This window comes from Polynucleobacter sp. AP-Nino-20-G2 (assembly GCF_018688235.1).
Classification (GTDB): Bacteria; Pseudomonadota; Gammaproteobacteria; order Burkholderiales; family Burkholderiaceae; genus Polynucleobacter.
This window is the reverse complement of record NZ_CP061313.1, coordinates 673,405-690,115: the sequence shown is the minus strand read 5'-3', so window position 1 is coordinate 690,115 and position 16,711 is coordinate 673,405. Positions and strand designations below refer to the sequence as shown.

At 42.8% G+C, this 16,711-nt stretch carries 29 protein-coding genes; 15 read left to right on the top strand and 14 right to left on the bottom strand.

Annotated features, from left to right (window positions below; genetic code table 11):
- Nucleotides 1–2: 2 nt before the first annotated feature.
- The 12 genes from FD960_RS03605 to FD960_RS03550 form a co-directional block, all read right to left on the bottom strand.
- A complete protein-coding gene (locus FD960_RS03605) occupies nucleotides 3–677 on the bottom strand; it encodes a head-tail connector protein (RefSeq protein ID WP_215299983.1) in 675 nt (224 codons plus the stop codon).
- The gene (locus FD960_RS03600) at nucleotides 678–872 is read right to left on the bottom strand and encodes a hypothetical protein (RefSeq protein ID WP_215299981.1); all 195 of its coding nucleotides are present in this window, start codon (nucleotides 870–872) and stop codon (nucleotides 678–680) included.
- 64 nt (nucleotides 873–936) lie between these two features.
- Entirely contained in the window at nucleotides 937–2,136 is a 1,200-nt protein-coding gene (locus FD960_RS03595) for a phage major capsid protein (RefSeq protein ID WP_215299979.1), read from the bottom strand.
- Nucleotides 2,137–2,212: 76 nt separating this feature from the next.
- The gene (locus tag FD960_RS03590; protein ID WP_215299977.1) at nucleotides 2,213–2,863 is read right to left on the bottom strand and encodes an HK97 family phage prohead protease; all 651 of its coding nucleotides are present in this window, start codon (nucleotides 2,861–2,863) and stop codon (nucleotides 2,213–2,215) included.
- Nucleotides 2,864–2,875: 12 nt separating this feature from the next.
- Nucleotides 2,876–3,226: a DUF5856 family protein gene (locus tag FD960_RS03585; protein WP_215299975.1), complete on the bottom strand. Its 351-nt coding sequence runs from the start codon at nucleotides 3,224–3,226 to the stop codon at nucleotides 2,876–2,878.
- Nucleotides 3,226–4,539, bottom strand: coding sequence for a phage portal protein (locus tag FD960_RS03580; RefSeq protein ID WP_215299973.1), 1,314 nt, complete (start codon nucleotides 4,537–4,539; stop codon nucleotides 3,226–3,228). The genes FD960_RS03585 and FD960_RS03580 overlap by 1 nt, the downstream gene beginning before the upstream one ends.
- Before the next feature lie 8 nt (nucleotides 4,540–4,547).
- Nucleotides 4,548–6,272 (bottom strand): terminase large subunit, encoded by a 1,725-nt coding sequence (locus FD960_RS03575; protein WP_215299972.1) that lies wholly within the window; start codon nucleotides 6,270–6,272, stop codon nucleotides 4,548–4,550.
- On the bottom strand, nucleotides 6,232–6,699 hold the full coding sequence (locus FD960_RS03570) for a phage terminase small subunit P27 family (RefSeq protein WP_215299970.1): 468 nt from the start codon (nucleotides 6,697–6,699) through the stop codon (nucleotides 6,232–6,234). The genes FD960_RS03575 and FD960_RS03570 overlap by 41 nt, the downstream gene beginning before the upstream one ends.
- An 89-nt stretch (nucleotides 6,700–6,788) precedes the next feature.
- On the bottom strand, nucleotides 6,789–7,115 hold the full coding sequence (locus FD960_RS03565) for an HNH endonuclease signature motif containing protein (RefSeq protein WP_215299968.1): 327 nt from the start codon (nucleotides 7,113–7,115) through the stop codon (nucleotides 6,789–6,791).
- Between the two features lie 107 nt (nucleotides 7,116–7,222).
- Nucleotides 7,223–7,798 (bottom strand): DNA-binding protein, encoded by a 576-nt coding sequence (locus FD960_RS03560; protein ID WP_215299966.1) that lies wholly within the window; start codon nucleotides 7,796–7,798, stop codon nucleotides 7,223–7,225.
- 293 nt (nucleotides 7,799–8,091) lie between these two features.
- Nucleotides 8,092–10,446 (bottom strand): DUF5906 domain-containing protein, encoded by a 2,355-nt coding sequence (locus FD960_RS03555; RefSeq protein WP_215299963.1) that lies wholly within the window; start codon nucleotides 10,444–10,446, stop codon nucleotides 8,092–8,094.
- A 23-nt stretch (nucleotides 10,447–10,469) separates the two neighbouring features.
- The gene (locus FD960_RS03550; protein WP_215299962.1) at nucleotides 10,470–10,922 is read right to left on the bottom strand and encodes a phage regulatory CII family protein; all 453 of its coding nucleotides are present in this window, start codon (nucleotides 10,920–10,922) and stop codon (nucleotides 10,470–10,472) included.
- Nucleotides 10,923–11,023: 101 nt separating this feature from the next.
- Between FD960_RS03550 and FD960_RS03545 the strand changes: the two genes are divergently transcribed.
- A complete protein-coding gene (locus tag FD960_RS03545; protein WP_215299960.1) occupies nucleotides 11,024–11,347 on the top strand; it encodes a hypothetical protein in 324 nt (107 codons plus the stop codon).
- A 237-nt stretch (nucleotides 11,348–11,584) separates the two neighbouring features.
- Here FD960_RS03545 and FD960_RS03540 read toward each other — a convergent pair whose 3' ends face one another.
- Entirely contained in the window at nucleotides 11,585–11,767 is a 183-nt protein-coding gene (locus FD960_RS03540) for a helix-turn-helix transcriptional regulator (protein WP_215299958.1), read from the bottom strand.
- A gap of 72 nt (nucleotides 11,768–11,839) precedes the next feature.
- Here FD960_RS03540 and FD960_RS03535 point away from each other — a divergent pair, with 72 nt between their 5' ends.
- The 5 genes from FD960_RS03535 to FD960_RS03515 all read left to right on the top strand — a co-directional run bounded on the left by FD960_RS03535 (nucleotide 11,840) and on the right by FD960_RS03515 (nucleotide 13,586).
- Entirely contained in the window at nucleotides 11,840–12,505 is a 666-nt protein-coding gene (locus FD960_RS03535; protein WP_215299956.1) for a LexA family transcriptional regulator, read from the top strand.
- Nucleotide 12,506: 1 nt separating this feature from the next.
- Nucleotides 12,507–12,788 (top strand): inorganic phosphate transporter, encoded by a 282-nt coding sequence (locus FD960_RS03530; protein WP_215299954.1) that lies wholly within the window; start codon nucleotides 12,507–12,509, stop codon nucleotides 12,786–12,788.
- Nucleotides 12,749–13,105 carry a hypothetical protein gene (locus FD960_RS03525; protein ID WP_215299952.1) on the top strand — a complete coding sequence of 119 codons (357 nt, stop codon included), beginning with the start codon at nucleotides 12,749–12,751 and terminating at the stop codon, nucleotides 13,103–13,105. Before FD960_RS03530 ends, FD960_RS03525 begins: the two co-directional genes overlap by 40 nt.
- A 181-nt stretch (nucleotides 13,106–13,286) precedes the next feature.
- A complete protein-coding gene (locus tag FD960_RS03520; protein WP_215299950.1) occupies nucleotides 13,287–13,430 on the top strand; it encodes a hypothetical protein in 144 nt (47 codons plus the stop codon).
- Nucleotides 13,431–13,433: 3 nt separating this feature from the next.
- Nucleotides 13,434–13,586: a hypothetical protein gene (locus tag FD960_RS03515; protein ID WP_215299948.1), complete on the top strand. Its 153-nt coding sequence runs from the start codon at nucleotides 13,434–13,436 to the stop codon at nucleotides 13,584–13,586.
- 71 nt (nucleotides 13,587–13,657) lie between these two features.
- Here the strand turns inward: FD960_RS03515 and FD960_RS03510 are convergent, their stop codons facing one another.
- Nucleotides 13,658–13,867: a hypothetical protein gene (locus tag FD960_RS03510; RefSeq protein WP_215299946.1), complete on the bottom strand. Its 210-nt coding sequence runs from the start codon at nucleotides 13,865–13,867 to the stop codon at nucleotides 13,658–13,660.
- A gap of 112 nt (nucleotides 13,868–13,979) precedes the next feature.
- On the opposite strand from FD960_RS03510, the gene FD960_RS03505 reads away from it, so the two are divergent.
- The 9 genes from FD960_RS03505 to FD960_RS03470 all read left to right on the top strand — a co-directional run bounded on the left by FD960_RS03505 (nucleotide 13,980) and on the right by FD960_RS03470 (nucleotide 16,631).
- Nucleotides 13,980–14,240, top strand: coding sequence for a hypothetical protein (locus FD960_RS03505; RefSeq protein WP_215299945.1), 261 nt, complete (start codon nucleotides 13,980–13,982; stop codon nucleotides 14,238–14,240).
- Between the two features lie 238 nt (nucleotides 14,241–14,478).
- Nucleotides 14,479–14,796, top strand: coding sequence for a hypothetical protein (locus FD960_RS03500; protein WP_215299944.1), 318 nt, complete (start codon nucleotides 14,479–14,481; stop codon nucleotides 14,794–14,796).
- Nucleotides 14,793–14,972, top strand: a complete 180-nt coding sequence (locus FD960_RS03495) for a hypothetical protein (protein WP_215299942.1) — start codon at nucleotides 14,793–14,795, stop codon at nucleotides 14,970–14,972. Before FD960_RS03500 ends, FD960_RS03495 begins: the two co-directional genes overlap by 4 nt.
- Before the next feature lie 72 nt (nucleotides 14,973–15,044).
- Nucleotides 15,045–15,287, top strand: coding sequence for a hypothetical protein (locus tag FD960_RS03490; RefSeq protein WP_215299941.1), 243 nt, complete (start codon nucleotides 15,045–15,047; stop codon nucleotides 15,285–15,287).
- Nucleotides 15,287–15,466: a hypothetical protein gene (locus FD960_RS03485; protein WP_215299940.1), complete on the top strand. Its 180-nt coding sequence runs from the start codon at nucleotides 15,287–15,289 to the stop codon at nucleotides 15,464–15,466. The genes FD960_RS03490 and FD960_RS03485 overlap by 1 nt, the downstream gene beginning before the upstream one ends.
- A gap of 7 nt (nucleotides 15,467–15,473) precedes the next feature.
- A complete protein-coding gene (locus tag FD960_RS03480) occupies nucleotides 15,474–15,917 on the top strand; it encodes a dATP/dGTP diphosphohydrolase domain-containing protein (protein WP_215299938.1) in 444 nt (147 codons plus the stop codon).
- Nucleotides 15,914–16,093 carry a hypothetical protein gene (locus FD960_RS10560; protein ID WP_371817440.1) on the top strand — a complete coding sequence of 60 codons (180 nt, stop codon included), beginning with the start codon at nucleotides 15,914–15,916 and terminating at the stop codon, nucleotides 16,091–16,093. Before FD960_RS03480 ends, FD960_RS10560 begins: the two co-directional genes overlap by 4 nt.
- Nucleotides 16,090–16,404 carry a hypothetical protein gene (locus tag FD960_RS03475; RefSeq protein WP_215299936.1) on the top strand — a complete coding sequence of 105 codons (315 nt, stop codon included), beginning with the start codon at nucleotides 16,090–16,092 and terminating at the stop codon, nucleotides 16,402–16,404. Before FD960_RS10560 ends, FD960_RS03475 begins: the two co-directional genes overlap by 4 nt.
- Entirely contained in the window at nucleotides 16,401–16,631 is a 231-nt protein-coding gene (locus FD960_RS03470; RefSeq protein WP_215299934.1) for a helix-turn-helix domain-containing protein, read from the top strand. The genes FD960_RS03475 and FD960_RS03470 overlap by 4 nt, the downstream gene beginning before the upstream one ends.
- Nucleotides 16,632–16,711 lie beyond the last annotated feature (80 nt).

Genomic DNA, 16,711 nt, shown 5'->3' with positions numbered 1-16,711 from the left:
AATTAGAACTTAATACAACGATAGGGGTCTAATAGACCATCAACAAAAGGCATACTTTGTACTGATCCGCGCTGCACTAATACATCTGCCTCGCGGTTTTCATACATGGCTGCAATCTTATGCAACATCCATTGCTTGACAGCCTGAGGTACAAGATCAGGCGTGCCATAACCACAAGTAAAAGTGATTCGAACGGCATTAATGACGTTTTGAACGCCAGGCCAAGTCTTTCCGAATGCAGGCATCAATCGCGCCGGTTCAGCTACATCATCAACAATAAAATCAACATCTTTTGTTAATGTTCGCAGAATACCTGTGGTATCGATATATTCAAGTACGTCAACTGATTGCAATGGCGGTAATGGCAAATAGATTTCGTAACCAGTTTTTCCATCTGGACTGAGGACAGTTAGTGGTCCAGGTGATACACCCCATTGAGGACCATACCAAGTAGCACTGCCAATATTCATATTTGGCATTGGAAAACGATCCAATACCACTTTCCATTGTTGCGACACAAATGCTCTGCGACAAATAGTCTCAGCTTGTTGGCGAGCCGTCACGATCAAATCACTAATGAGCTCATCATCCTCACTAATATCAACACGCAAATGGGCCTTGGCTTTTTTTAAGCTAAGGGGCTCATCATCAGGGCCGGTTAGGATCTTGGAGGACATTTATTTTGTTTCTGGAGCTTGCACAAATGAAGCAACTTCGGGCGCTTTTTCAGTAGCTACTGTTTTTTCAGGCGCTACTGATTTTGTAATAGGTTCTATTGAAGGTACGGCTTTTCCAGATGCAATGGCATCGGTAGCAACTTGATCTTCAACAATGACAATTTCGTTTGTTTCAATATATTTAATTTGACGCATGATGACTTCCTTTAAAAAGAAGGGGAAGGCATGGCCCTCCCCTATCTTAAGTTTTAACAACTAATTAGCTAGCAGCAAACTTCATTACTTTGTAAGCTTCGCTATTTACTACTGCACCACCAACACGCTTGGTTGTGTAGAAGCCAATGTATGGCTTGTTGCTAAATGGATCACGGATGATGCGTGTACCAACGCGGTCAACAATCGTATATGCACGTTTGAAATCACCAAACAATACAGATAAGGAGTTGGCACCAATGTCTGCTACATCTTCAGCTTCAATTACAGGGTAATTGAGCAAATTGCCAGGTACGCCAGGAGCGGATACTGGATTGAAGATATAACGACCTGAAGTGTCCTTAAAGGCTGCAATTGCAAACAAGACAGACTTAGGCATTACCCAGCTTGCGTTTGCACGATAGCGAGCTTTTAATTTGCTTACCAAAGCAATCAGGCTATCTGAAGGATTAGTAGATGCAAATGCACCAGCTGCACCAGATGCCAAATACTCTACAGTGCCAAAAGCACGTGTTTTATCAGCAGTAGCAGCCATTGTTGGGTTTAGCAAGCCCTGAGCTTGATTAGTGCCGTTGCCGTTGATAAACAAGTTACCTTCTTGACGACCAAACTCTTCTGACAATTCTTCAGCCATCCAAGTTTCAGCATCAAAGAATGCATCATCAAGCATTTGCTGAGTGATTTGTGGATTGCCATAGATATCATATGGAGTAATCTTGATGTCAGCCAGCGTTGGAGTAGCTGTTGCTGCACGAGCTGCAGTTTCAGCAACGGATGCGGAGCCAGTACCTTTCAAGTTCACCAATTTATGGTAATCGCTAGTGCTGATTTGAACCACATTAGCTAATTGACGAATTGGAGAGATATTAACTACCAAGTTTTCAATCATTTGATCGATCACTTTTGGTACTGCATAGCCGCCATCTGCGCCAGAGTTAGTGCCAACAGCAAGAGCCTTAGCGTCTAATTCTTTTGCATCACCTTTGGTCATGTAGTTGCGGAAAGCAGACTTATATTCTGCATCAGCAACATCTTGATCGTTACCCGATTGGCCAAAGCCAGGGCGATTGAGCTTAGCTTCAAGAGTTTCGTGAGCCTTTTTAACATCAGATAATTCATTAAATACTTTTTCAAAGGATTCTTTGAACTCACCGGCTGTTTTTTTATCTTGCTCTTCACGAACGGCGATAAAGTCAGCAACTGTTTTGTTTCCTTGCTCTACCAGAGCTTTTAATTCTTGATCCATGGTTTTCTCCTAAAAAGATCAATAGAAATGAAAAAACCCGCTCTAGGCGGGTAACTTTTTACAAAATGACAGCTATTTAAGCTTTTAGAATCGCGTAACGATCTGAGAGCAAGTCAATAAGCTGTTTTGCTTCGGTGTCTTTTGCAGAATCACTCTGCTTGAGACCATTTAGACGTGACATAAATGCCACAGCTGCAGAGCGCGATAGGCCACAAGAATCTCTCAGGTAGCGTTCCGCACTCTTTAAATCGGTAACTTCTTCAATATTTTTGACAGTATTGATGCGTGCTGAATCATTGCAAGGGAAAGTAACCAAAGAGACTTCCCACAAATCACCTTTTTTAATGGTGCGCACCCCCGTTTTTTGATCGTATGAATCTTCACGGGTCATAAATCCAATCGAAAGTCCCGATATGGCTTTCATTTGCATCAATTCATATGCTTCAGCGCCGCGCTGAGTTTTTAATGCCAATTTACCTTCAACGTATAAGCCAATCTCATCTTCGCGCATGGCGGTATATACGCCACACGGATCAGCAGAGTTGTGCTGCCATAACATGGCGGGCATACGTCCTTTTGCCGATAACTCTGCTAGCGAGTCTGTGAACGCGCCTGAAGCAACAATGTCATCCCCTTGATCGATCACGTTATAAACAGATCCATAGCCGGAAAATGTGCCATTAGACTTGAGGTCTTTAATTTCAAAGCCGATGTTATGAATATTCATATGCGGCCCTCCTTATTGAAGATTGGTAAGTTTGTAAATCGTACGTTGGTAAATGGCAACTAAGCTATCAATCAAGTTACCAATCGATGCGCTACCATTGGCTAGCTGATCTCGATTAGATGCAATCCAATCCATTTCTGATTGAATCCAGGCGGTAATGTTGGCTACTGGAGAAGTTTCAATTTGATAATCACCCAATAATCCAAATTGACCTTGATAGCTCTCTACGATTTCATCGATTTGATCAATGATTTCATCATAAAAAGCATTTAAAGCCATATGTTGTGAATATGATTGCGTACGCAAATGCTCACGATGCGCTACATCACGCGCAGCAAATACGCGTATAACTAACTCTTCCATTATTCACTTTCCTTTCCATCGGAACTTGATGGATCTGCATTGGCCAGATCTTTTACGGGATCGGCACCAGTGGTGGCATCGAGCAACCGATCGGGATCATCCGTACCATCAGTCATATTGAGTGGCATCAATGGAATGTCCAATCCTTCAATTGGATTGAGGACATTACCAAGCTCAGATTCTGCGCTGCGCGCTTCATTGCGCGTCATCCAGCCATCCAAAATACCCGCATGGTAATACTCAGAACGGGCTTTTGCATCTCCGCGAAGCAAAGATCCTACGTTAAATTTCACTGAATATTCTTTGCGTTCTTGGGGAGTCAACAAATCACGACAAATTGCTTTTTCAAAGCGTGTAAGCCATGGCATCAATGTAAAAGTGACAAATTCCAAGCTTTGTTGCTCGATATTGCTAAAAGTGGCTTTTTCCAAATCACCAATCATGTGTGGAGGCACACGAAAAATCGAAGCAATTTCTGAGCGTTGATATTTTCGAGTCTCCAAAAATTGACTGTCATCAGCAGTCATACTGACTTTGGAAAACTTCATGCCCTCTTCTAATAAGGCAGTTTTATGAGCGTTATCGCCCGAATATGCTTCATCAAACGAATTTTTAAGGCGGTTATAGGACTCTTCAGATAGTTTGCCTGGGTGCTCTAAAACACCGCCCATTTTTGCGCCATTGCGAAACAATTGACCACCAAATTTTTCAGTAGCCAATGCCAAGCCAATTGATTCACGTGCATAAGCAATTGGAGATACGCCAAGCCAGCCATTTAAGGTTAAGCCGCGCACATGAAATAACTCTCCTGGTACCAAAGATTTAAAACTGCCATCTGGCAATGTGACTTGATATTCAAGCCTAAATCCTTGGCCCATACTGACTCGGACCATATCGGGGTGTAATGGCAACAATTCCACCACACGGCCAGACTTAGTGCGATTGACATAGGCATATGCATTTCCTCGCAAACATAAACTTGCTACCAACATTTCAAAAAATTCAATGCTGGTTTGCCAATCATTAGGCTGCTCTCGCAAGATGCGATATAAATCATGATTCATGGCGGTCTTTTTAGAACCATCAGTAGCCTGCTGATACAAAGTACAAGGCAACATCGCAATAGACTGCGCCAATACCTGAATGCACGCATAAACAGTACTTGCCTGCATGGCAGTTTGTGGGTTCACCACAATGCCGGAAGCTGAAGCGCCACCACCAAATGCCCAGGCAATATATCGCTCTAATGTGCCCCAATCAGGGCTAGCATTTTTCAGCCGGACAGCGCTAGTTATTTTTTGGAGAATACCCATAATCTTCCTTAAAGCATTAATACGCCACGCTCTTCATACACACTTGAGCCTGTCGAGTCTTTGTTAATGACACCAATTGCCATTACTGCCGCTACGATTCCGTCAACTCGGCCGCTTGACTTTTCTTTAGTTACTTTTCGATTACCGGCTGGGTCTGTTGAAACGATGGCATTGGCTGCGCACCAGGTCATCAATGGATTGCCAGTGTGTTTAATTTGATTGCCAAGTAACTTACGCTCAAATTCATCAATCGCTGGGGCCATATCTTTAAAGCCTTGACCAAATGGAGCAAGCGGCAATGAAATACCTTCTTGATCTAAGATCATTTTTAAATCTTCAATTCGCCAGCGGTCATATGCAATCGATTGCAAGTCATAAGATCCCATGGCTTTTGCAATCACCTGCACTACTGATAAACGATTAATTGCTTTACCTTCAGTTACTTGCAAATATCCGTCATCGCGCCATAAGGTGTAGGGCACTCGATCTTGATCTGCTTTATTGTGCAGATCATCTCCAGGAAGCCAAAACCATTCGCGCATACGCCAATGTGGATCATCTTCGGTTGGTTCAAATACCAATACAAAAGCGGTCAAATCCTGTGTACTTGAAAGATCTAGTCCACCCCAGCAACGGCGACCCTCAAGTAAATTGAGGTCATACTCTTTGTCTTCGCAAGCAAACCAAATATCCGAGCTAATCCAAGGATTTTTAGCTTCTACCCATTGGCAGAAATTTAAACGTCTGACTACGCTTTCCTTGCTCGGCATTCCTCGCGCTTGATGCACTTGCTCACGCAAATACGTCATGGTTGGTAAACCATTTTTTAAGCTAGGGTTTGCTTTATGCCAACATTTCTCAGACTTAAAAGGGTCATCCGTAATATCCAATGCGCAGATATACGCAAAGAATGAATCATCTTGCATTTGCCCAGAACAAACTTTAGAGCCGTAATCGTGATAATCCCAGCACACTGATTTTTTATCGGTACCGCTATTGGTAATACCAATCAATAAAGGCTGCCTGCGGCTTTTCTGACCCGCTTTAAGCATCTCGACCACATATGCATCCTTATGCTCATGAATTTCATCAAGCAAAGAAATATGTGGTCGAGGTCCTGATTGGCCATCATCCGAAGAGATCGGCCTAAAGAAGCTTCGTTTTTCAACCCAGGCAAGAGACCAAACCGCCAAGCCCCTGCCAGATTGCGTAATACGATTACGTAAATCGGGTGACATGTTGACCATCGAGACAGCATCTCGAAATAAAATCATGGCCTGATCTTTTTTGGTAGCAGCTGCATAAACTTCAGCGCCGGATTCGTTATCGGCCATCATGCCGTACAATCCAATTCCGGCAATCAGTGGTGACTTACCGCTGCCCTTGCCTGTTTCAATATAGGCAGTACGAAAACGGCGATAACCATCTTGCGTTTTCCAACCAAAAAGTGAGCCAACAATAAACGCTTGCCAATCGCCTAAAACAAAAGGTAAACCTTCATACCCACCCCCGCTTAGTTTGAGGACATCGGGATAAAAATTTATCGCCCTACTAGCGGCTTCGATGTCCCATATGAGGCCCCGTCCTAAACCCTCTTTTAAATCTTTAAGGTGACGCGCACAAGCATCCCTAACGTGAGGCCCAGCAGTAATCTTCTTGGAGACAACTTGTTTTGCATATGTAGTGACCGGATCAATTAAAGTACTTTTGCGTTTTGTGGTTATCTTGGTCATCGAACATATCACCTTGCGGGTTAATCGCAATGCGAACTCGCGCTGCAGGCGTTTTTCCAAACTCTCTATAAAGCATCATGATTTGCTTCAAATACATGGATTGCTGGTTTAACAATGGATTGGTGTACACCGACTTTTCGCCAGAGATTACAAACTCCAATCCAATTTTGTCGGTCACTTCCCAATAATTCATTTCGGCAATGCACAACTTTTCAAGCGCTGAGACATCCAACTCTGTCAATAACCTTGCCTTCCTTAGCTTTGGTGCAAGATCGTTCCAAAATTTTTTTGCACGCTCGGGCAAGTGCGCTGGGGCTCCTAAGTCATCCAGGTAATCAGGGTCGGGCTCTTGCCGATTGATGGCCCGCTTACCAGGATTGCCGGTTACGAGTTTTAAAGCTGTTGGTTTTGGGGGTCTACCTGCCATAAATCATCAGGGGGGTACCCCTATCCATTTCGCGGTTGTGAAAACAGTGGCTCACGGTCGGTCTGGGAACATAAATCTGCAGAGATTTACTACCCCCTACCCTTCTTCCAATGATGATTGGGATCAAGCGGGATGCCACTTATATTGCAGCCAGGCAGTACGCCTGACTTCTCTAGTCGTTGCTTGTGAGCATCATGACAATGCTTGCACAAAGCTTGGTGATTCCTGGGATCCCAAAACAATTTATGGTCTCCCTTATGTGGCGTAATGTGATCAACGACTTCAGCTGCTACCACTTGACCGAGCTCAGCATGCATCACACATAACGCATGAGACCTAAGGTAAGTCAATCGGTAACGCTGCCACCTGCCTCCGTAGCCACGCTTAGCCGAGCTTAAACGGGATTGATCAAACATGTTTTGCCCACAAAAAAACCTGATTAAAAACATAACCAGGTTGTAGACGGAATTCGAGGACTATCGAATTAGTGCCAACTTTACGCATGTTTTGACCAAAGCGCAATTTACGCAATTACCGAGATTGATTGCAACTTATCCGAAATCGCGCCATAAGCCTGCGACTCCATAATCTTTAAAAACTTTGAAACCTTTGAAACATATGCGCCTGCGCTATTTCTTGCGATACCGCAAGAATCTGCCAGGGCTTCCAAAGTAATTCGTTGTTGTTTTCCTTGAAAGTGTCGAATGATGCAAGAACGGCGTACGCGATAGTCGGCATAGGTACCAGAGAGTGCTGTGTTGCGTACATGATTGGCTAACCATGCAATCGAGCCTGACCATTCTGGATTGATCTGCTTGCCACTACAGCATTTAGAGCGGCATGAGCATGGATGAAAACTGGGGGCAAATCGAGCCGTGAGGATATTTTCAGCAAGATCCCCTAGCGCATGTATCTCCGCACGAATCATGCCAGCCTGGGCGGCTCCATCAAGTCCAGATAAACCTTTGGAGTCACTGCGTGCTGGAGTAGCCATACGTGCCAGCAAAGGACGATCAAAGCACTGGGTAGAAATATTGAAAGCAAACACCATGGCGGCATGTGCACTATCGAACAACGCTTCTTGCTCACAAACTGTCATTCTTATTCCCCTTTAATTTACTCATTACCTTCTAAGCCTTAATGTGAAAGCATGTGACGGGTAAATAAATAACATGTCACACCACTAACCCTTATACATAAAGGAATGTGATAGGTGTGACGGGTGTGACGGGCAGTTTCCGTATGCGTGAGAGAATAAATACTCACCCATAAAAACACTCACTCGCGTATACGCGTGCGATTTACCCATCACACCCGTCACAACCTTGACAACATCAGCCTTTCAAGCCAATTTACCCATCACATTACCCGTCACATCACCTGTCACACCCGTCACATTTCGAGATGGCCTCCACTCCGATAGCTCGAAAATGTCTCTTTAAAACTGTTGACGCACTCTGATAACCACTCCACCTGAGTTTTTCCCTCGGGTGTTTCAAATTGATTTGGAGGGAAAATGAAGCTCGATTGCTTATCTCGCACGCCATCGAGATACCGCCCTTTACTCTTCTTAATATCTGGACGCTTACCCAGTTTTCCGGTAAGCACATGCATCGGAGCAAATTTCGTGATCCCCACTCGACCGCACCAGGTGCGATACAGTTGAAAAATATCCTCAGATTTAATGGGCATCGGCTTAAAGCCATCGATGAGCTCTCCGGTATAGGAGGTCCAAAAGCGCTCAGTTGAGTCCATACTGAGTTCGATGAGCTCTCTCTTACTCTGAGTCATAGGGGGTAGGGAATGAGCCTTAAAGTCACCCAAATCCAAGTTCAGCAAATAATGATGCAAAGCTGCAATTCCACCATCATCAATCTCAGCTTTTACATCAGCATAAAAATTGGTAGGCAGCTTAGCTGGGGTCCAGATAACTGCATAGCGCCGGTCATCTTCATCTAGCACTAACGGCTGAGCCTCATTAGATAAAAAGACCACGTTCACGTGATTTTTTTCAGTATGAGCAGCCATATTCTTTGGGTTGATACGAATCGTATCTCCAGTGACAAACCCTTTTAATTTATTTTTGGTGTGATACAGCTCTTGCCGCGCAACTACTTCATCACCAATCAAAAATAACTTTGCTGAAAAAAGACTATTAAATTTATCTTCTACAGCCTCTTGATCCACCACTAGGCCATATTTACCGTATATAGATGAATAGGCTTCGAAAAACATATTCTTACCAGCGCCTTGAGGGCCATGAAAAATCAATGCTGTTTTCATCTTTGCGCCTGGGTGCTGAATCGGGTACGCAAGCCACTTTAAAACCCATTGATAAACTTCTTCAGACTGATCTTCATTCATGGTGAGATAGCGCAGCAAATCTAATAAAACTTCGCAGCTACCCTCTTTTGGCTCAGTTGGCCAACCACCCCACAAATTGCACTTAATCGTTTCATCAGTGCAGCTAGGATCAAACCCCACTTCATCTGGACGCACCAATCGGCGCACTAAACTTTCTTGCCAGCGGCGGTGAATGTCCCTGGACAAACAAGCATCACGCATATCAGACAAAGCAAGCACCCTGCGCTCTTGAAAATCAAAGACGCTACCACCATGGCCATAAATCAAAGCAAAACGCTCTAGTAATTCGTCATAGGTATCAATTGGCTTTAATACACTAGAATCGCCATCCTCAGGAAGCACGTAGCTTGACTTATGGTCCATGTGTTCACGCCATCCAAGTTCAGCAATTTTCTCGCGCACTTGTTTTTCAACTACAGCTAAACCTTCCATCTTGGCCAGATCATTGAAGTCGGTATTTTTTTGCCCTTGCTCAGAAAATAATTTATCTCTTAATTCTTCATCTGCAAACTTGGGACTAATCCATGAACCATTGACAGAGAGCGCAGCAGTTGAAGCACACTCCACTCCAGGATTCCACGCGGATCCATCATTTTTCTTTGTCCACTTATCATCATCTGCGCAAATCAAGATACGCAAAAAACGATAGCGATCCTTAAATGAGTCAGCAACCGGCTGTAAATTATTGGCATCAAAAGCAATTGCTACTGGTAATCCGGTAGCCATATGTAAACTAGCTCCAGTGGCAAATCCTTCAGCCACTAGTAAGATGCCATCAGGCTTGCCAATCAAATGAAAGTGAGCCTTCTTTTGCAATCCAGCAGGCCAATACTCTTTATCGCGATTGGTCTTAGCCATTCGGCTACCATGAGTTGATTTTGATAGAACAAACTGCAAACCATGCACGCGACCGCTATGGTCAACCATCGGAATAACCAATGCGCCATTGGGGCTAAATCGAGCGCCGTATGCCTGGTCAATTCCCTTACGATCTAAGTAGTCTGAATGACCACTAGGCAAACACTTACGCCAGGCTGATTCTGCACGTCCAGCAGCTCTATAGGCCTCTGCATCACGCTCTGCCTTAGCACGCTTATTATCTTCAGCCAAACGCTTCTTAAAAGCCGCCTTTTGTTCTGCAGACAAAGAAACATTATTGAGAGCAACCTTTTGCGCATTATTGCTAGAACCTTGCCATACACCAAAGCTCCCAACAAGCAATTCTTCACCATCATCTTTACGCCATTCATGCAATAGATACCAACCACGCTTCTCACGGCTGTTCTCAACCTTGCAACGCTTAACCTTGCCATACTCAAGATGATCAACCACCAGCCCTATCGAGCGGAGTTGACTTAACACGTCATCGTAATTAGATGCCACAAAATACCTCTATTTCTTAATGATTATTTGTTGCTTGCTTTTTTATTCGCAAGTCCAGAAAGCAATGCCTGTAAGTGCTGCGTACGCGCTAACACTTGGATCACTTCCTCTTCCAAATACTTTCTTTCAGTTTGAGTGATTTCTCCATTTGCCAGAGTCTTATCAATCAAATCCATGTAACGTCCAAACTCACCAACATCCTTACGAATGGCGGTTGACAAATCTTCATCATCATTTACAGCTGGAAGCTTTACTAGCGCATAACCCATGTCATCCGCCATCGCTTCAAGAATGTCGCTGCGATTGGTCAACATCCCCATCCGATGCGCTTCATCTAATGTCAGGTGATGCGTTGGTGTATTAGGGTTTAGCTTGCTGTTAAACACTGCTTGGTTAATTCCTAGGCGTTGCGCCAAAAGCTTTGCGCCACCTGGATAGCTATGGCCTATGTTGTAGGCGGCATCGAGAATGTTCATGAGGGCTCTCTTTATACGTTGCAAGGGTTATTCAAAAAAACTAAGCTACAAATATGAAATTTGTGAGCAGTACACTCAAAAGGCTCACAAAAAGGAAAAATATGGAAAACACAAAAAACACCTTTATCGTGGTAGTACGATTTGTATCAATAGATAAAGAAGAAATGATGCGAATTAGAGGTGTTATTCGAGCCTTGACCAATAAAGAGCCAAATCCTATTACTGACAGGGTTGACACAGCCATGTACCTAGTCCATGCGGTATATGAGGATTTGCTGCATGAATTAGATTCTGTAAGGGCATCAAGCACTAGCGTATTCATTGCACGCCTTTCAGAACCCTGCACCACCATTGGGTTCTCTTCTTTGAGGGCGACCCTTCAGGCATATGATCTAGGTCATGCCAAGCGCCACAATAAACAATAAGCTGCGCATGTCTATATTCAACAAAAATGTTATATGCCGGAGATCTTGTAATGAACTCAGCAACTGCTATCGCTATTTTGAAAAAAAGTTTTTTCATAGCGCCTTTCCATGGAAGAACTTAGTCATCCCAGCCCTCCCGTTGAATATGGTGACCACCCCAATTCTGAAAACTTGGAACCCTCACGCAACAAGCCTTCAGAAAAGGGGCAATCGTAGAAAAGAATGTTTTGGATTGACTCATTGGGGCTCGCTTTCAGCCGTCATCTTTAATAAAGCCTGTCCAATTCCAAATCCAGGCTGGGCCGTTTTACCTCGCAAAATATCTGAAATAGTGGCCTGCCCACAATTACATCGCCTAGCTATTTCCTGCTGGGTTAAGCCTTTTTCTTTCAAGTTTTCGATGATTTTTTTCCAATCCATTAAATCAATATATCGGAATTCCGTATTTTACGCAAGTGGTTTTCCGATATTTGAATTCAATAGACTTTAAAAATGACTACAGAATTTGGAAAACGACTAAAAAAGGCTAGGGAATTTGCGGGTTTGACTCAAGTTCAGCTTGCCAGAGATACGGCTACTCCATTGAGTACGCTTGCGTCCGCAGAATCAGAAGGTAGCGGATCTTCTCATGCAGTACTTTGGGCAGATAGATGCGGGATAGACCCTATGTGGCTAACTACTGGAAAAGGGAAAATGAACCCATCCAAAATGGAAGTTATAAAATCTAAAACTAGTGAAATAACAATTCCGCAATTTAATGCTGCAGGCTCTATGGGGAATGGCCTAGTTATGCGAGATCAATCTGGAATCATTGAAAGCTGGAGAGTATCTCCTGATTGGCTTACAAAAAATGTGAAAGCTCATTCATCTGTTTCTAATTTATGCATAGTTACCGGATTTGGTGATTCAATGAGGCCCATGTTTAATTCAGGAGACCCTCTTCTTGTAGATATAGGAGTGAAATCTGTAGAATTCGATGCAATTTATTTTTTTCGAGTTGGAGATGAGGGATTTATTAAGCGCCTTCAACGCATTCCAGGCGATGGCATTAGAGCTATATCAGAAAATAAAGGGTACGATAGCTGGACTATAAAACCAAATATGGATTTTGAAGTGTTTGGTAGAGTCCTTAAAGTTTGGTGCAGCGAGGATTTTTAATATGTTTGATTTATGGATTTTTATTAGTTGGCTTTTATTGTCTATTGTTGTGGGTGTCTACGCCGGAAATAAAGGCAGATCTGTTGGTGGGTTTATTGTTCTTTCATTAATTTTAAGTCCGCTAATTGGATTTGCATTTGCAGCAGTTGCAGAAAATATTTTTGATAAAGAATCTGTGCCAAATTCAAGCACTCATAAAAAATGCCCATTTTGTGCAGAATTGATTTTAAAAGATGCAAAGAAATGCAAACATTGCATGAGTTTAATAGGCTTGGAGCATTGAAAAATATTTTATTAACTTGCATTTTATGTACTTTGCAAGCTTGTGCCAATTTAGATTTTGGCGCAACAAAATTTCAACCGCTCAAGACAGATGCTAATGCCAATTATTTTACTTTTACTGCTTACGGCGATGCTGCCTATCCAGAAAATTCAAACGAAGCAGAGCAAATACGTATTGAATGGCTTAATCGATGGTTAAGCGAGAACAACATTACCAATAAAAACTTAACAATAGTTAGCCGGTCTGCAGTCAAAAAGCAAGTTGGACTTTTTGGAACCATTTACGATATTTACTATGTCGTAAAAGTGGATAAATAGCTTTAACCTAGCTATTTCTAATGCCCGTTTTGTGCGGGTTTCTTTTGCATTTTCGAGACATATTAGGGTTTTCCTTACTCTTTTTTTTCAAAATATATCGTTTTTTCGATAAATAGCACTTGCAAGACTATCGGAATACCGATACGATCACTCCCATTGCTAACAAAAAAGGAGTGTCGAAATGAAAAACGATTACATCACCCCAGACCAACGCTTGATCCGCTCACGCGACCACATTGATTCATCCGATGTTTGGTTTAAATGGTTTTTGATCTTAGCTGCCATGTTTTTTTTCTTTGAACTTGCTAGAGCGGCATTTGTTTAAGCAATGAAAACAGCATCACCTTACCTAGAAAACCTATTGGCCATTAGCGAAAAAGCTTTTGATGCCGGTATTGATGAGCAATTTGATGGCGAATTGATGAGTGAGCAAGATAGCATTTCCAATCAAATTGTCATTTCAGCCAATGAGACTGAATAACCGCCCGATTGGTGAATGAAATGATAAATATTCAAATTAAAAATTTAAGCGGCGTTTGTTTAATTAAAAAGCTAATCAACAGGACTGATATTTCCGCCAAAAACTTTATCGATATAGAACTCAAGGCTATTACTTGTTCCGGCAACAATTTGCAAATCGAGTCCAGGAGCCAATGTAGTCGTAATGACTGTCCCATCGGAAAAAACAATTCTTATGTTTGTAGATAGTCCAGGTTCTGCAATGTACCTAAATTTTGATCCCGCTGTTAATGAAGATTTCACGACGATTTCCATGGTTGTTAGAGGTAACAGCATGGTAGCACCACCCCTTAAAGGTGCTGAGTTATGGGGTGACACCTCGGAGAGACGGGGATTTCTAAAGGAGATTAGCAAAATGAGTGAATTAGCTAGTGTTGAGATTGCCAAATGCAAAGCCATTCTTGGCATGCAATTAGATGTAGACCGATTTGGTCAAACATGGGATCGCGCCAATTTGAATGCAAAAGAAATTCTTGCCAGGAGCGCAAAGCTGGAATTAGACATCACCCTACTCCCATGGAGTGAAGTGCCGTATGCAAAAAAATTGGTTTTAAAGGGCGCTGCCAAGCGATTTAAAGCCGATTTTCAAGAAATTATCCGAAGCATTACTCCCTAAATTTATTACACATCAATACTTACATGAAAAGACTTCTTCTTCGCTTAAAAGACACGATTTGGTTTAAGAGAAATTGCAAAGATTACAGTTGGCGCAAAGCGTGGCACGTCTCCGGAAATGTTTTTTATGGCTAATGCCAATTCTTTCTACTACCTAAGCGGGGGCGGGTTGATGGCAAACCAAATGGCCTGCTGCGCGAAGGTAATTCATTTAATCCTTCAGACCAAGAAAGCCGCCAATGTCAGCGCTTGAGAATGATTTAAAAGTATTCAAGTACGTCATCGATAACCCAGGATGCACCGCTTATGAAATCATGCGCGGACTGGCAATGAAAGAGAGTACCGCCAGGGGAATCTTAAGACGCACTCGCAAATACTATGAGATTGAGCGCGAATCAATTGGCTCAGCAACAAATCATGGTGGGTATTCTTTTTATTACTACGCAAAAGATCCCAATATACCGCCCAAAAAGGTTCCAAAACCTTTGCGCATTATTCATCATCCGATTACCAAAGCATTGTTTGCGCATCACTTTGCGCAGCTGGAGATGGCATGAAACACGCTTTGATTTGCCTGGAGCATTTTGATCGTTGGTGGAATAACAAACCCGAGCCACATATCTCTGCACCCAAAGAATCTTGCGTACATCACGAAAAGATGATGGCCGCTTGGATATGCGGATGGAATGCAGCCCTAACTCATAAGGAGCAAATTCATCATGAGCCCAAATGAAGCTCTCGCATTTTCTGCAATTGTGATTGTTGGAATCATTGTGGTTGTGATCATTCTCATTGGGAGCGATCGATGAGTCAATCACGTTTAGGCTCATTTATCGAAGCCTGCATCAATGTAGCGATTGGTTTTTGGATTAATTATTTTGCCAATCTACTGATCTTTCCTCATTTTGGCTTTCACATATCGCTAGAAGCCAACTTTGTGATGGGCTTGATCTACACAGTGATTTCGGTGGTACGCAGCTACCTCATAAGACGATTTTTTAACGCCAAGATACACAAGGCGGCCATGAAATTAGCAAAGGAAATGTAATGGGTAAATATCAAGATGTTAGAGCTGTTCTAGTAGGGTTAGACATCAATTGGATCAAGATTTTAGATGGTTTAGCAGGGTTAATTGCTTGGACCATAGCGCTCTATTACTTATTTAATAAAGACTACCCAGCGGCCCTGTGTTGGATAGCGTTTGTTATTGCAAACAAAATGAAGTGAGCCAAATATGACAGATACAAAACAAACCAATCCAAAAGATATGGTAGGCACTCGCAAAGCGGGGATCTCATGTGTCCCACAAGCGGTATTAGCTGAGTTGGGAGTGGCCATGCTCGAAGGAGCTTGTAAATATGGGCGCTTTAATTGGCGTGCATCTGGAGTAAGAGCGTCCGTTTATTTAGATGCACTTCATCGTCATATTTTTCAGCAATGGTGGGATGAAGGCGAAGACATCGATCTTGATAGCCAGCTTTCTCATTTGACCAAAGGAATTTCAACATTGGTGGTGTTAAGAGATGCCATGATTCAAGGGATGTTAGTGGACGATAGGCCTCCTAGGAGCAAACCTTTCATGAGCGATTTGAATCAAGCAGCTGGAGCAGTGATTGATCGTCATGCTGATAAAAGCCCACGTCATTTCACAATTGAGGATACGGGGTTAAAGCTATGAATCCCGTCATGCTTTGCCCAAAGTGTCATGCGCCCGAGAACAGACTGCTACGACTAACACAGCACAAACAACACAATTATTTGCGCCGAAGAAGGGTTTGCAAGGCTTGTGAGTATCGCTGGAATACTTTAGAGATTGTTGAAAAAGAAATAGAGATAGAGGAACAAGAGCAATGAAAGCACCACATAAACATGCAGAGCTCATCAAAGCTTGGGCAGATGGAGAAGAAATCCAAGAGCTAGTCATTAGCAGGTACACGCTGGGAAAAATGTTTTTATCAGAATCGACTTGGATTGATACCAAAAATCCTAAGTGGAATGAGGATTGGCGGTATCGAATTAAGCCAGTGCCAGACGTTGTAGTACTCACCTACATCGATATGAATGATGGAGTCCATTTACGTCAAAGCAATGCCATGCCAGCAAACGTGAAATTTGTATTTGATGGACATACTAAAACCATTAAAGATGCAAAGGTAATCAAATGAATATCACTATTGAAGAAAACACATTGCAAAGCATGTTAATTGAATCTGCCAGACGCGGTGCTGAGCAAGCATTTAGGCGCTTTGTGCGATACAACTACACCGAAGCCGCCAGGCTGCTGAGCATCACTCCAAAAACACTATCAAAACGGGTGATGGAGGGAAAACTAAAAGCCGTTGATGGGTTGATTACTGGGGAAGAGATCGATCGCTATTTGAGGGGATGTTAATGCGGATTTATGAATATGGCTTCATTCCAAAAGACATGTTTGCACTTTTACCAACAATCATGTGGTTTAGAAATGGATCA

Excerpts from the sequence above, each read along its gene's own strand:
- FD960_RS03605 (WP_215299983.1), bottom strand. The coding sequence starts at position 677 with ATGTCCTCCAAGATCCTAACCGGCCCTGATGATGAGCCCCTTAGCTTA.
- FD960_RS03600 (WP_215299981.1), bottom strand. The coding sequence starts at position 872 with ATGCGTCAAATTAAATATATTGAAACAAACGAAATTGTCATTGTTGAA.
- FD960_RS03595 (WP_215299979.1), bottom strand. The coding sequence starts at position 2,136 with ATGGATCAAGAATTAAAAGCTCTGGTAGAGCAAGGAAACAAAACAGTT.
- FD960_RS03590 (WP_215299977.1), bottom strand. The coding sequence starts at position 2,863 with ATGAATATTCATAACATCGGCTTTGAAATTAAAGACCTCAAGTCTAAT.
- FD960_RS03585 (WP_215299975.1), bottom strand. The coding sequence starts at position 3,226 with ATGGAAGAGTTAGTTATACGCGTATTTGCTGCGCGTGATGTAGCGCAT.
- FD960_RS03580 (WP_215299973.1), bottom strand. The coding sequence starts at position 4,539 with ATGGGTATTCTCCAAAAAATAACTAGCGCTGTCCGGCTGAAAAATGCT.
- FD960_RS03575 (WP_215299972.1), bottom strand. The coding sequence starts at position 6,272 with ATGACCAAGATAACCACAAAACGCAAAAGTACTTTAATTGATCCGGTC.
- FD960_RS03570 (WP_215299970.1), bottom strand. The coding sequence starts at position 6,699 with ATGGCAGGTAGACCCCCAAAACCAACAGCTTTAAAACTCGTAACCGGC.
- FD960_RS03565 (WP_215299968.1), bottom strand. The coding sequence starts at position 7,115 with ATGTTTGATCAATCCCGTTTAAGCTCGGCTAAGCGTGGCTACGGAGGC.
- FD960_RS03560 (WP_215299966.1), bottom strand. The coding sequence starts at position 7,798 with ATGACAGTTTGTGAGCAAGAAGCGTTGTTCGATAGTGCACATGCCGCC.
- FD960_RS03550 (WP_215299962.1), bottom strand. The coding sequence starts at position 10,922 with ATGAACATTCTCGATGCCGCCTACAACATAGGCCATAGCTATCCAGGT.
- FD960_RS03545 (WP_215299960.1), top strand. The coding sequence starts at position 11,024 with ATGGAAAACACAAAAAACACCTTTATCGTGGTAGTACGATTTGTATCA.
- FD960_RS03540 (WP_215299958.1), bottom strand. The coding sequence starts at position 11,767 with ATGGATTGGAAAAAAATCATCGAAAACTTGAAAGAAAAAGGCTTAACC.
- FD960_RS03535 (WP_215299956.1), top strand. The coding sequence starts at position 11,840 with ATGACTACAGAATTTGGAAAACGACTAAAAAAGGCTAGGGAATTTGCG.
- FD960_RS03530 (WP_215299954.1), top strand. The coding sequence starts at position 12,507 with ATGTTTGATTTATGGATTTTTATTAGTTGGCTTTTATTGTCTATTGTT.
- FD960_RS03525 (WP_215299952.1), top strand. The coding sequence starts at position 12,749 with ATGCAAACATTGCATGAGTTTAATAGGCTTGGAGCATTGAAAAATATT.
- FD960_RS03520 (WP_215299950.1), top strand. The coding sequence starts at position 13,287 with ATGAAAAACGATTACATCACCCCAGACCAACGCTTGATCCGCTCACGC.
- FD960_RS03515 (WP_215299948.1), top strand. The coding sequence starts at position 13,434 with ATGAAAACAGCATCACCTTACCTAGAAAACCTATTGGCCATTAGCGAA.
- FD960_RS03505 (WP_215299945.1), top strand. The coding sequence starts at position 13,980 with ATGAGTGAATTAGCTAGTGTTGAGATTGCCAAATGCAAAGCCATTCTT.
- FD960_RS03500 (WP_215299944.1), top strand. The coding sequence starts at position 14,479 with ATGTCAGCGCTTGAGAATGATTTAAAAGTATTCAAGTACGTCATCGAT.
- FD960_RS03495 (WP_215299942.1), top strand. The coding sequence starts at position 14,793 with ATGAAACACGCTTTGATTTGCCTGGAGCATTTTGATCGTTGGTGGAAT.
- FD960_RS03490 (WP_215299941.1), top strand. The coding sequence starts at position 15,045 with ATGAGTCAATCACGTTTAGGCTCATTTATCGAAGCCTGCATCAATGTA.
- FD960_RS03485 (WP_215299940.1), top strand. The coding sequence starts at position 15,287 with ATGGGTAAATATCAAGATGTTAGAGCTGTTCTAGTAGGGTTAGACATC.
- FD960_RS03480 (WP_215299938.1), top strand. The coding sequence starts at position 15,474 with ATGACAGATACAAAACAAACCAATCCAAAAGATATGGTAGGCACTCGC.
- FD960_RS10560 (WP_371817440.1), top strand. The coding sequence starts at position 15,914 with ATGAATCCCGTCATGCTTTGCCCAAAGTGTCATGCGCCCGAGAACAGA.
- FD960_RS03475 (WP_215299936.1), top strand. The coding sequence starts at position 16,090 with ATGAAAGCACCACATAAACATGCAGAGCTCATCAAAGCTTGGGCAGAT.
- FD960_RS03470 (WP_215299934.1), top strand. The coding sequence starts at position 16,401 with ATGAATATCACTATTGAAGAAAACACATTGCAAAGCATGTTAATTGAA.